Origin of the sequence: Bartonella sp. B1099, from assembly GCF_944801835.1 — a bacterium.
Lineage (GTDB): Bacteria > Pseudomonadota > Alphaproteobacteria > Rhizobiales > Rhizobiaceae > Bartonella.
In genome coordinates this window covers 497,130-509,706 of record NZ_CALYLN010000001.1, presented here as the reverse complement: position 1 = coordinate 509,706, position 12,577 = coordinate 497,130, and the positions used below count along the sequence as shown (strand labels likewise).

The following is a 12,577-nucleotide window of genomic DNA, read 5'->3' as shown; positions in this document are numbered from 1 at the left end:
TGTTTAAAGATAAGGTGTAGACTTGTTGGGGTTCAAGAGGATCGTAGACAAAAGGATTGTAGATAAGGGGGAGATCATGGATTGGTTAAAAGGGTGAATTCAAACATGATAGAGGAAAAGGTTGTTTCTGTCTTGGTTCCTCTTCCTGTTGCGCATGCTTATAGTTATAAAGTTCCGTTTTCTATGGAGGTGGAAATTGGTTCTTTTGTTCGGGTTCCGGTGATGGGGCGTGAACTTTGCGGTTTTGTGGTGGATGTTGGAAAGAAGACAAAAGATGGTCAAGGAACTGCTTCGGTGGCGCGTGAAAAATTACGTTCTCTTTTATATGTTTTTGATTGTCCGCCATTAAAAGCAGAAATGATCGCATTTTTGCGGTTTGTTAGCCGTTATACCATGACGCCTTTTGGTCTTGTTGCACGATTGGTTTTGTCTGTACCGGCTGCTTTAGAGCCGGAAGCGCAGATGCTGGGATTGCGCTATTGTGGGGGAGATGTGGAACGTCTTACACCAGCGCGGTCACGGGTTTTGGAATTGGTGCGCAGTGAGAAGATCTGGACACGTTCTGGTCTTGCGCATGCGGCTGGAACGTCTGTTTCTGTCGTTGAAGGTTTAAAAGCACTAGGAATTTTTGAAGATGTTAAAATTCCTGCTCCTGATCTTGTGAGCATGCCCGATCCTGACTTTTGTCCTCCTCAGTTGCAGGGCGCACAGAGTGAAGCAGCAAAACTGTTGCGGGAAGGTGTTTTGTCTTCTCAGTTTCAAGTTTTTTTGCTCGATGGTGTGACGGGCTCTGGAAAGACAGAAGTTTATTTTGAAGCGGTTGCTCAAGCTTTCAAAGAGGGTAGCCAAGTTTTGATTTTATTGCCAGAAATTGCTTTAACACAGCAGTTTTTAGATCGTTTTTATGCACGCTTTGGCGCTGCAGCAGCAGAATGGCATTCCGATTTGACACCGCGTCGTAGAGAACGTGTCTGGCGGCAAGTGGCAGAAGGGCGGGTGCGTGTCGTTGCGGGGGCTCGTTCGGCACTTTTTCTTCCCTTTCATTCACTGGGCTTGATTGTTGTCGATGAAGAGCATGATAGCGCTTATAAACAAGAAGAGCGCATTTTTTATCATGCGCGTGATATGGCTGTTGCTCGGGGCTCTTTTGAGCATTTTCCTGTTATTTTGTCCTCAGCTACACCGTCGATTGAAAGTCAAGCCAATGTTTTAAAAGGGCGTTATCAAAAGGTGCATTTACCCTCCCGTTTTAAAGAAGTTGCCCTTCCACAGTTGCGGGTCATTGATATGCGTCAAGGAGGAGTGCAAAAGGGGCGCTTTATTTCTTTTACCCTTGAAAGGGCTTTAAAACAAACGCTTGAAAAAGGTGAGCAGGCGCTGCTTTTTCTTAATCGCCGTGGTTATGCGCCTTTAACTTTATGCCGAGTGTGTGGACATCGTTTTCAGTGTAGCGATTGTTCAAGTTGGTTGGTCGAACATCGCGCGCAAGGGCAATTAAAATGCCATCATTGTGGTTATCATCAACCACTTCCAGAAGCCTGTCCTGAATGCGGAACATTAGACCATCTCGTGGCTTGTGGACCGGGTGTGGAAAGAATTGCAGAAGAAACACAAATGCTTTTTCCACAAGCGCGCTCATTGATTCTTTCAACGGATCTCAAAGGGGGGATTGGGCAGTTGCGAAGCGAATTGCAAGCTATTGCCAATGGTGATGTGGATATTATTATTGGAACACAGTTGGTCGCTAAAGGACATCATTTTCCCAAGCTCTCTCTGGTGGGGGTTGTTGATGCTGATCTTGGTCTTGCTAATGGCGATTTACGCGCCAGTGAACGAACCTTCCAGCTTCTCTCTCAAGTGACTGGAAGAGCAGGGCGGGTGGGATTGGAAAGTTTAGGATTATTGCAAACCTATCAACCGGATCATCCAGTCATAAAGGCTTTACTTTCATGCCAATCAGAAGATTTTTACACACGAGAAATTGCAGCACGTCAACAGTATCATTTGCCCCCTTATGGGCGTCTTGCCTCTTTGATTGTGTCTGCACAACAGCGCCAAGCCGCAGAACATTATGCGCGGGCACTCCGTCAAGCCGCACCGCGGGAGAAAAATATCTCAGTTATGGGACCGGCAGAGGCGCCTTTGGCTCTGGTTCGGGGGCGTTATCGTTTTCGGCTTTTATTGCAAGGTCAGCGCTCTTTTGATATACAAGGGTTTATTCGGGCAATGCTGAGAAATAGCCCTAAAATGCCCAGTTCCGTTCGGGTTCAAATTGATATCGATCCGCAAAGCTTTTTTTAAAAATAAAATTTCTCTTTCAAGTGATTGGAAGAGCAGGGCGGGTGGGATTGGAAAGTTTTAGGATTATTGCAAATCGATTAACTCGATCCATCCGGTCATAAAAGCTTTACTTTCATGCCAACCAGAAGATTTTTTTATACACGGGAGATTGCAGCACGTCAGCATGATCATTGTCCCCCTATAGGTGTTTTGCCTCTTTGATTGTGTCTTTTAAGCAGCACCAAGCCGCAGAACATTATGCGCGTGGCATTGCGTCAAGCCGCACCGCGGGAGGAAAATATCTTGCTTAATAAACCAACAGAGACATCACCCTTATTCGTACAACATGTTGATTTATTAAGAGTTTTCACTTTTACAGGTTACAGGTGAGGCGCTCGTGTGGCGTGGAATTATCCAAGAAAGGCATGCCTCTTATGAACTGTCTCAAGTGTCAAGGGTTTATCGCAACATTAAGGCAATGGGTGAGAGCCGTTGGTTTGCTTCTGATCAAACGTAAAGATGGGGGCTCAATGGCGGTTTATCGCATTCATGGGTGCTGTTACGAAATGGAGATGCTCCATTTCTTACACTTTTGTTCCTTTCGTTTTTTAATGGAAGAAGATTTTTCATGCAAAGCAGAACGCTCCCAATCGAGTATTCCCAAAACAGAATGTCATTATGGTTACTTTCATCTGCTTGTTTGAGTCATTGTTTGAGCAAATATTTCTCAGAGTGTTGGTATTCATTTTATGATGTTGCTCATCAATAATGTAAACACTTTGCATAAATGAATAAAGCCGTTAAGGCTCCCTATCTTTTCACACAAAATATAAGTTGGCACCTTCTAGAAGTTCTGTATACATAAGAGTGTTTTTGGAAAGTTTTTTTGCAAGAAAATATACTTGGTGAAATGTTTTAAAAAGAGTGGGCATTTAAAACAAAAGGATCATTTTTGTTAATTTTAAGGAGATATCCATTGTTATTTCTTGCTTATCCATTTGAAATAATAGATTTTTTAGTCGCTTCTCGCTTCTCGCAAAACTTTTGTAGAATAAGAGGAATAATCTTTAAAGAAGAACCGTTTTTGGGGGTGGCAAGAGCGTTTGAAGTACAATAAAAAACGTGAAAATCGCTTATGAAAATGTCAAAAAGAGGTATAAAAAAATCGTGATGCTATCCTGCAGATCTAAAAAAAATCCTTTTCAAAAATATTTTGAATATTTTATTTAAAATTTTTAAAAAGCAGCGATTTGTGGTGTTGCGAGTCGGCTATGTCTATGCTAGAAACCAAATGGTTTTTGTTCTAGGTTTTAAGAAGAAGATTCTTAAGATTGAGAATGTCTGTTTCATTATCATCTGATAAATATCAGAGAATCGCTCAAGGGAAAGAGGCGGTATTTCGTGTCGGATTCATTTTCTCTCATACCGCTGCCGTTGGTAGATCAACGCTATGCGCAAGCGCTTTTTAATTGCGTTCAAGAAGCAGGAAACGTTGAAAAAGTTGAAAAGGCAGTGGAGGATTTTTTGCTTGTCTTAGAGCAAAATGAGGATTTAAAACACTTTGTGCTCAGTCCATTCTTTTCAGTCAAAGAGCAAATTAAGGTGATACAATCTGTTTGTGAAAACATCAAATTTGCTGATAAAGACGCAGGACAGATTGTTGGTAATTTTTTACGTGTTATTGCTGCAAACCGTAGGCTTAGTGCCGTATTTGGTATTTTAAAGGCTTTTCAGCGTCATGTCGCACGCGTTCGTAGGCAAGTTACTGCGCAAATTGTTTCTGCACACCCGTTGAGTTCTCAACAAAAACAAGAGTTGTGTGAGGCTTTGGAAGGTGTCGTTGGGGGAAAAGTTTTGCTTCACATCATTGTGGATCCAACAATTCTTGGTGGATTAATCGTTCGTGTCGGGGCGTCTCAAATTGATACGTCTCTTCTCACAAAATTGTCTTCGCTTAAGCTTGCATTGAAAAAAGAGGTCAGCTGATGGATATTAGACCATCTGAAATTTCAAAAATTCTAAAAGAGCAAATCAAAAACTTTGACCAAAAGGCTGAGGTTTCAGAAATTGGTTGGGTTCTCTCTGTGGGAGATGGTATCGCTCGCGTTTATGGTTTGGATAATGTTCAAGCTGGGGAAATGGTTGCTTTTCCAAATGGTGTGCGTGGGATGGCGCTCAATTTGGAAGTTGACAATGTCGGTGTGGTCATTTTTGGCTCAGATCGCGAGATTCGTGAAGGGGATTGTGTCAAGCGGTTGGGCGCTATTGTGGATGTCCCTGTGGGTCCCGCTTTGCTTGGTCGTGTGGTTGATGCTCTTGGAAATCCTATCGATGGTAAAGGACCTATTAAGGAAACAGAGCGTCGTCGTGTTGATGTTAAGGCACCAGGGATTATTCCGCGTCAGTCTGTGCATGAGCCTATGTCAACCGGATTAAAAGCTATTGATGCGCTCATCCCCATCGGACGGGGACAGCGTGAATTGGTGATTGGTGATCGCCAAACAGGAAAAACAGCGATTTTGCTCGATACCTTTTTAAACCAAAAACCTTTTCATGAAAAAGGAGCTGGACGAGAGCAGGACAAAGTTTATTGTATTTATGTGGCTATCGGTCAAAAACGTTCGACGGTGGCACAATTCGTTAAAGTTTTAGAAGAACGTGGAGCACTGGAATATTCTATTATTGTTGCGGCAACTGCTTCTGATCCTGCGCCCTTGCAATTTATTGCACCTCTTGCGGGATGCGCGATGGGCGAATATTTCCGTGATAATGGGCAACATGCTTTGATCGGTTACGATGACTTGTCAAAACAAGCAGTGGCTTATCGACAAATGTCTCTTTTGCTGCGTCGTCCACCGGGGCGTGAAGCTTATCCGGGAGATGTTTTCTATCTTCATTCACGTCTTTTAGAACGGGCGGCAAAATTGAATGCGGAAAATGGATCTGGATCATTGACAGCTTTGCCGGTCATTGAAACGCAAGCAAATGACGTTTCGGCTTATATTCCAACAAATGTGATTTCCATTACTGATGGGCAAATTTTCTTGGAAACCAATTTGTTCTATCAGGGTATCCGTCCTGCTGTGAATGTTGGTCTTTCTGTATCGCGTGTTGGTTCGGCAGCACAAATTAAGGCAATGAAACAGGTTGCTGGATCGATTAAAGGGGAATTGGCGCAATATCGTGAAATGGCCGCTTTTGCGCAGTTTGGTTCTGATTTGGATGCATCAACCCAGCGCCTTTTAAATCGGGGAGCTCGCTTGACAGAGCTCTTAAAACAGCCACAATTTTCTCCACTCAAAACAGAAGAACAAGTGGTGGTTATTTTCGCAGGGGTGAATGGCTATCTTGATTCTCTAGCAGTTTCTGATGTTGCGCGGTTTGAGCAAGGGCTTTTGGTGCTTTTGCGGAGTGATTATCAAGATCTCTTAAAAGCAATTGCTGAGCAAAAGCAGATAACAGATGAGCTAAAAGATAAGTTGATAACTGTTCTTAACACCTATGCGAAAAATTTTTCGTGATGAATTGATGGAATGCTTGAATGGCCTCACTAAAGGATCTTAGAGACCGTATCGCTTCGGTTAAAGCAACACAGAAAATTACCAAAGCTATGCAGATGGTTGCAGCAGCGCGGTTGCATCGTGCGCAAGAGGCGGCGCAATCGGCACGTCCTTATGCGAAGAGGATGGCTGATATTTTAACCAGTGTTGCTGGGGATGTGGATGGTGTTGATGCACCGGCTCTTATGCGTGGGACGGGGCGCGATGATGTCCATCTCTTGGTGGTGTGTACGGCTGAGCGCGGTTTATGTGGTGCTTTTAATGTGCAAATCGCTCGTCGTGCTCGTGAGCAAATTAAAGCGCTGTTGGCCGCTGGTAAAATTGTGAAAATTATCACTGTGGGCAAAAAAGGTGCGGATATCTTATCGCGTGATTACAAAAGTTTGATGATTGATCACATTGATTTACATGCTGTAAAGCGAATTGGTTTTGCAGAGGCGATGATGATTAGTCAACGCATTGTTGATTTGTTCAATGAAGGCGCTTTCGATGTCTGTACGTTGTTTTATTCTGAATTTGTTTCTGTGATTAATCAACGCCCAACAGCTTTTGGCTTGATCCCAATGGGGGCTCCCAAAGCAGCTGTTGAAGCAATAGATGTTGGGGAGCAAACAGAGCTTAAAGGTTCACAAGGGATTGTGTCTGAGGCAATTGTTCATGAGGCGGTTGTTTATGAGTATGAACCTGATGCTGCTTCTCTTTTAGAGGCGCTGGTACCCCGCAATCTTTCAGTGCAAATCTTTCGGGCTTTACTGGAAAATGTTGCTGGTGAAATGGGCGCAAAGATGACAGCTATGGATAATGCGTCGCGTAATGCGGGTGAAATGATAAATAAATTGACGGTGGCTTATAATCGTCAACGTCAGGCACAAATTACCACAGAATTGATCGAAATTATTGCGGGCGCTGAAGCGCTTTAAATGGAAAAGGTAAGGATTGATGGCAAAAGCAGTAACCTCAAGCAAAGGAGCAGAAAAAGGTGAAAAAAAGAAACCAGCTGCTCGTTCCGGTGTGAAAAAAGACGCTTCGAAATCTCAAGTGGAGGTAAAGGCTTCATCTGCGCCTGCACATCGCGCCGCTAAAGATGCACCGGTGAAAAAAGAACAGCGTGCAAAAGGCGCTGTTGGTGAGATCAAGCAGGTTATTGGTGCTGTCGTTGATGTGCAATTTGAAGGGGCATTACCAAATATTCTCAATGCGTTGGAAACAGAGAATTTAGGCAATCGCTTGGTGTTAGAAGTTGCACAGCATTTGGGTGAAAATACTGTGCGTACGATTGCGATGGATACGACCGATGGTCTGATGCGAGGACAAAAGGTCGTGGATACAGGAGCACAGATTAGCGTTCCTGTAGGAGAAGCGACCTTGGGACGTATTATGAATGTGATTGGAGAGCCGGTGGATAATGTGGGTCCAATCCCTTCAACTAAAACACGTTCTATTCACCAAGAAGCACCTGAATATGTTGAACAATCGACCGTTTCAGAGATTCTTGTTACGGGTATTAAGGTCGTGGATTTGTTAGCCCCTTATTCGAAAGGGGGGAAAATTGGCTTGTTTGGTGGGGCTGGTGTTGGGAAAACCGTTCTCATTATGGAGCTTATCAACAATATTGCAAAGGCACATGGTGGTTATTCCGTGTTTGCTGGTGTGGGAGAACGGACACGTGAGGGAAATGATCTTTATTACGAAATGATCGAAAGCCGCGTGAATGTGAATCCAAAAGAAAATAATGGTTCAACAGAAGGATCAAAATGTGCGCTTGTTTATGGGCAAATGAATGAACCACCAGGAGCACGTGCGCGTGTGGCTCTTTCAGGATTGACCATTGCAGAAAGCTTCCGTGATGAAGGACAAGATGTCCTCTTCTTTGTGGATAATATTTTCCGGTTTACACAAGCAGGGGCTGAGGTGTCTGCTCTTTTAGGACGTATTCCCTCTGCTGTGGGGTATCAGCCTACTTTGGCAACGGATATGGGCGCTTTGCAAGAACGTATTACCAGTACAAAAACAGGCTCTATTACTTCCGTTCAGGCGATTTATGTTCCAGCTGATGACTTGACAGATCCAGCGCCGGCAACGTCTTTTGCCCATTTGGATGCAACAACCGTTCTTTCGCGCTCTATCGCGGAAAAGGGAATTTATCCAGCCGTGGATCCGCTTGATTCTTTCTCGCGTATGTTGGATCCATTGATTGTAGGGGAAGAGCATTATACGGTTGCTTGTCAAGTGCAAACCATTTTACAACGTTATAGAGCCCTTCAGGATATTATTGCTATTCTTGGGATGGATGAGCTTTCTGAAGATGACAAACTGTTGGTGGGACGGGCGCGTAAAATTGAACGTTTCCTTTCGCAACCTTTTCATGTGGCGGAAGCCTTTACGGGTTCGCCAGGGAAACTCGTTCCTTTGGAAGACACAATCAAAGGCTTTAAAGGTCTTTGTGCAGGCGATTATGATGATTTGCCGGAAGCTGCTTTTTATATGGTGGGTTCGATTGATGAAGCTCTTGAAAAAGGAAAACGTCTCATGGCAGAGGCTTCTTGAATTAGAAGCTTCTTACTTGAGGAGAAATCTGTCGTGAATATTTGTCGTTAAATAAGGGCAAGTTGTTGAAAAAGGTAAGTTGTTAAAGAGGGCGGAGAGCCCTTCTGGGTATTGTGGAGACTTTTGTGGAAAACAATAGAGAAGAGCATTTTTTGTTTGAGCTTGTATCGCCTGAAAAAATTGTGTTTTCAGAGCAGGTCGTGTCTGTTGTTCTTCCTTCAGCTTCAGGGGCTTTGACTGTGATGGCACATCATGCACCATTGGTGGCAAGCATTGTGTTGGGGGGTGTTCGTGTTCGCACCTCTGCGGGAGAAAAGCTTTTTGCTGTTTGCGGAGGTGTTGCAAATATTACCTTTTCGGGTTGCTCTTTATTGGTCGAGCATGTTGTGGCTGTGGAGCATCTTTCTTTTGATGTCTTAGAACAGAAGATTTTGCAGATTCAAGCAACATTAGAGGGGGGAACGAGTGATGCGGACAATCCTAAAATCGAGGCTTTTTTCAAACAATTGTCAGCGGATGGTTCTGTGTTGATAGAAGCGTAGCAGGATATATCAGGATATATTAGGAAAAGGTGACATGAGCGGGAAAAAAGGTACGGTTGTGTCTGCCAAAAGGGGCGGAAAGCCTTTTCCTCGTCCTGGTCGTGTTTTTGCGGGACCTCTGCCGAAATGTTTTGTTTATATTTTTGCTTCTCTTATTTTGCAATGGGCTTATGGCTTGGGAGCCAATATTGTTCAGTCTAATATTGTTCATCTGACCGGGGATTTTCACGCAACTTTGGCCGAAACAACATGGTTGGTTGCAGCCTATATGGCACCAAATGTCAGTGTGGCGATTATGTTGATCAAAATCCGCTATCAATTTGGATTGCGTGCTTTTGCTGAACTATCGATCCTTGGTTTCGTTTTGGTTTGCGCGTTGCAGCTCTTTGTGACCGATTTGCGTTCTGCGCTGATTATTCGCTTTTTTGCTGGGATTGCTGCTGCGCCTTTGGCTTCGCTTGCGTTGCTTTATATGATGGAGGCTTTTGCACCAGCAAAAAAGTTTACTGTTGCTCTTAGTTTGAATTATATGAATGCGGCTTTAGCAGCACCTTTATCCCATTTGATTTCTCCTGATTTGCTGGAAAATGATGGATTTTCCAGTCTTTCTGCTCTGGAAATGGGGTTGGTTCTCATCAGTTTGGTCTGTATCTATACTTTACCTCTGACCCCTGTTGTCCGGAGTAAGGTTATTCAAAAGTTGGATTGGATAAGCTATGGTTTGATTGCTCTTGGTCTTGGTCTTAATGCCGTGATTATGTCTGTTGGCATCTTGTATTGGTGGTATGAAGCGCCATGGATTGGTTGGGGGCTTGCACTGGCTATTTTCTCTTTGGCTGTTGCTATTATGATTGAGCTTAATAGAGAAAAACCATTGATTGATCTGCGTTGGATTTTCAGTAAAGAAATGATTCAATCTGTTTTTATTTTATTGATTTTTCATGTTTTCTTGTTGGAGCGATCCAATTTGCCCTTCGGTTTTTTTAATCTTTTTGGTTTGCTTAATCGCGAGATGGCACCCATGTATCTTGCAGTGACATTGGGGACTCTGTTAGGGGGGGCTGTTTGTGTGTTTTTTTTACGAGCAGGGCGTGAGGATTATTTTTATTTGTTATCTTTGGGTTGCTTGGCTCTTGGCGCTTATTTAGATAGCCGTGTAAATCATTTAACGCGTCCGCAAGATATGATGTTGAGCCAAGGATTGGTGAGTTTTAGTTATGCGCTTTTTTTGCCTCCTGCGCTTTTTAAAGGGTTTGCGATCGCTGGTGAGCGAGGACCGCGTTATGTTTTGAGTTTTATTGCTGTTTTTTTGCTCACACAAGTAACGGGGGGATTGATGGGGTCGGCTTTTTTTGGCAGCCTGCAGTTTTATTTTGCCCATAAAAACTTTGAGTCCTTAACACAAAATATTGTTGTGACTGATCCGCTTATTTCTGGTGAGATGAATACTTTATTTTCACCTTTTTATGGTACGTCTGTCGCTCATGGCTTGGGAAAAGATCAGGGGACTTCTCTATTAATAGAAAAATTTAAGTTAACAGCAAATATTTTTGCTTATGATGACGTTTTTCGGCTTTATTTTTATATTTCAATGGTTGTATTCGTTATTTTTCTTGTCACAATGATTGTTAAGTCATGCTCTGTGCGTGCATTAGAAAAAGAGTGATGTCATAGAAGAGGGGTGCAAAAAATGATAAAAGCATTACGGTCAAAGGCTACAATTGTTGCATTCCTGTCAGGTATTACGGGGGTTTTACTGATTTTGTGGGCTTGGAGACTTCCTCCTTTTGTGAGCAATATTCAAATAACGGATAATGCTTCCATTAAAGGCGATGTTACTTTGGTGAGTTCACAGATCTCTGGGGTGATCGCACGGATTTATGTGCAAGATTATCAACGCGTTGAAAAGGGAATGCTGCTTTTTGAGCTTGATGATTCTCTTTTTCGTCAGCAGCTTGCACGAGCACAGGCTGTTCTCGATTCAAAAAATGCAAAATTGGCCAGTATTGAATTGCAAGCACAGCTTTTACAGGGTGAAATTAATACAGCAGAAGTCGAATTGGCCCGTTCACGAGCATTCTCCAATGTTGTTCCTGATAAAAAGTTAGGCTTTGGTGATGCGGCAAGTGCTGTTTCTCGTCCTCTTTCACAACTTTTGGCGGCATTGGAAACAAAACGGCAATTGCAAAAACAATTAAATCTTGAACGGCAAAGTTTACAGTCAGAAGTTGCGGGCGCAAAGGTGGGCGTTGAGTTGGCAAAACTCAATCTCGATCATACAAAGATTTTATCGCCGCGAACAGGATATATTGGATTGGTTGGCGCTAGGGTAGGACAATATGTTATGCCGGGGACGCAATTGGTCTCCGTCATTTCTGATGATATTTGGATTATTGCTAATTATAAAGAAACGCAACTTTCTCAGATGCGTGTGGGACAACCGGTTGTTTTTTCTGTTGATGCATTGAACAACAAAAAGTTAACAGGGCGTGTGGTTCGTTTTGCTCCAGCGACAGGTTCAGAGTTTTCATTGTTAAAAACGGATACGACAATTGGTAATTTTATTAAAATTGCGCAACGTATTTCAGTACGAATTGCTTTAGATCCTGGTCAGGAAGGAATCGAAAAGCTCATTCCTGGGATGTCTGTGGTGACGTATGTGGATACTTCGCAGAGGGTTGATTCTGGAGGGTAAAATTTTGGGTTTTTTCAATTTAATTTTTATACCATTTTCTTACAGCAAGTGGGTGTTTACTTTAGAAGATTTCGTTTGGTTTGTGATGCTCTACCTCTTAAAGCTTTTAAAACTCTTATTGGTTATGATGTAAAATAATGCTCTAAAGAACATTAAGGCGCATGCCTCTTTAATCCCTTCCATTTCTTTTAAAATAACTCAGTCGAGGGGGAACGAGGGTAGATGGAATACATAAAAGTTGGCTTGTCGTCTCTTATCATACTGTTCTTTTTGGTATGGTGGTGTGGGTTGTATGGCATGGAAGATAAAAAGCTGGATGATAGACTGTGGGGTGAAAAATTTATCCTTTGGGGGCATAAAGTTAGGGGGCGTAAAGTATTATGCTTTATCAACGATAAAAAAATGCCCGTTTTGAATCAGGCATTAAAAGGGGGAAATTGTTGGTGTTAGTAATTTTTGCGTATGAGTAAGACGCTTGCTAAAACTAATCCTGCAGCTAATGCGAGGGTTTTTTTAGGATTTTCTTTTGCTTTTTTCTTTAATTCTGTTGCCTGTTCGTTGAGGTGGTAAAGCGCGTGACGGCCTTTTTGTTTCCATGTGTCGAACAGCTCAGAAATGTTTTCAAAGCTATCATTTTGAGAACTCCAGCGATTTACGGGGACAAGTTCTCTTTTTAATTGTGCAATACGTTTTTTAATTTTAGCATTTTTGGCGTTGGTTGAAAATAGACACATCTGTTGACTCCTTCATGTGTTAAATTGTTGCATGATAGTTGGAATTGTGTTTGGGGTTTTGCTATAACGGCTTAAAATTTGAAAGGTTGCATTGATTATGCGGCTTGGGGGGATATTGTTTGGGGGGATTATGTGGCTCGGGCGTGAGGTGAAAATTTAAGCGTTTGGGTTTAATGAGGCGTTTCTTAACGAGCTTGCGTTCATTTTATGATGGCGGTT

Annotated in this window: 11 protein-coding genes; 10 read left to right on the top strand and 1 reads right to left on the bottom strand. The window is 42.8% G+C overall.

Annotation, left to right across the window (positions count from 1 at the left end; translation table 11 throughout):
• Positions 1-105 precede the first annotated feature (105 nt).
• The 10 genes from NNJ73_RS02295 (at position 106) to NNJ73_RS02250 (ending at position 12,074) form a co-directional block, all read left to right on the top strand.
• Positions 106-2,301: a primosomal protein N' gene (locus NNJ73_RS02295; protein ID WP_254492535.1), complete on the top strand. Its 2,196-nt coding sequence runs from the start codon at positions 106-108 to the stop codon at positions 2,299-2,301.
• Between the two features lie 413 nt (positions 2,302-2,714).
• On the top strand, positions 2,715-2,984 hold the full coding sequence (locus NNJ73_RS02290; RefSeq protein ID WP_254492534.1) for a hypothetical protein: 270 nt from the start codon (positions 2,715-2,717) through the stop codon (positions 2,982-2,984).
• A 697-nt stretch (positions 2,985-3,681) separates the two neighbouring features.
• Positions 3,682-4,266 (top strand): ATP synthase F1 subunit delta, encoded by a 585-nt coding sequence (gene atpH, locus NNJ73_RS02285; RefSeq protein WP_254492533.1) that lies wholly within the window; start codon positions 3,682-3,684, stop codon positions 4,264-4,266.
• A complete protein-coding gene (atpA, locus tag NNJ73_RS02280; protein WP_254475045.1) occupies positions 4,266-5,801 on the top strand; it encodes a F0F1 ATP synthase subunit alpha in 1,536 nt (511 codons plus the stop codon). Before atpH ends, atpA begins: the two co-directional genes overlap by 1 nt.
• 20 nt (positions 5,802-5,821) lie before the next feature.
• Complete coding sequence (locus NNJ73_RS02275) at positions 5,822-6,760, top strand: F0F1 ATP synthase subunit gamma (RefSeq protein WP_254492532.1); 939 nt, start codon at positions 5,822-5,824, stop codon at positions 6,758-6,760.
• A 19-nt stretch (positions 6,761-6,779) separates the two neighbouring features.
• Positions 6,780-8,387, top strand: coding sequence for a F0F1 ATP synthase subunit beta (atpD, locus tag NNJ73_RS02270; RefSeq protein ID WP_254492531.1), 1,608 nt, complete (start codon positions 6,780-6,782; stop codon positions 8,385-8,387).
• Positions 8,388-8,512: 125 nt separating this feature from the next.
• The gene (gene atpC / locus NNJ73_RS02265) at positions 8,513-8,929 is read left to right on the top strand and encodes an ATP synthase F1 subunit epsilon (protein WP_254492530.1); all 417 of its coding nucleotides are present in this window, start codon (positions 8,513-8,515) and stop codon (positions 8,927-8,929) included.
• Between the two features lie 34 nt (positions 8,930-8,963).
• A complete protein-coding gene (locus NNJ73_RS02260) occupies positions 8,964-10,595 on the top strand; it encodes an MFS transporter (RefSeq protein WP_254492529.1) in 1,632 nt (543 codons plus the stop codon).
• A gap of 24 nt (positions 10,596-10,619) precedes the next feature.
• Positions 10,620-11,624, top strand: coding sequence for an HlyD family secretion protein (locus NNJ73_RS02255; RefSeq protein WP_254475038.1), 1,005 nt, complete (start codon positions 10,620-10,622; stop codon positions 11,622-11,624).
• 222 nt (positions 11,625-11,846) lie between these two features.
• Positions 11,847-12,074 carry a hypothetical protein gene (locus NNJ73_RS02250; protein WP_254492528.1) on the top strand — a complete coding sequence of 76 codons (228 nt, stop codon included), beginning with the start codon at positions 11,847-11,849 and terminating at the stop codon, positions 12,072-12,074.
• Here NNJ73_RS02250 and NNJ73_RS02245 read toward each other — a convergent pair.
• Positions 12,071-12,358 (bottom strand): hypothetical protein, encoded by a 288-nt coding sequence (locus NNJ73_RS02245; protein WP_254492527.1) that lies wholly within the window; start codon positions 12,356-12,358, stop codon positions 12,071-12,073. The two genes, NNJ73_RS02250 and NNJ73_RS02245, sit on opposite strands and share 4 nt — an antisense overlap.
• Positions 12,359-12,577: the final 219 nt, after the last annotated feature.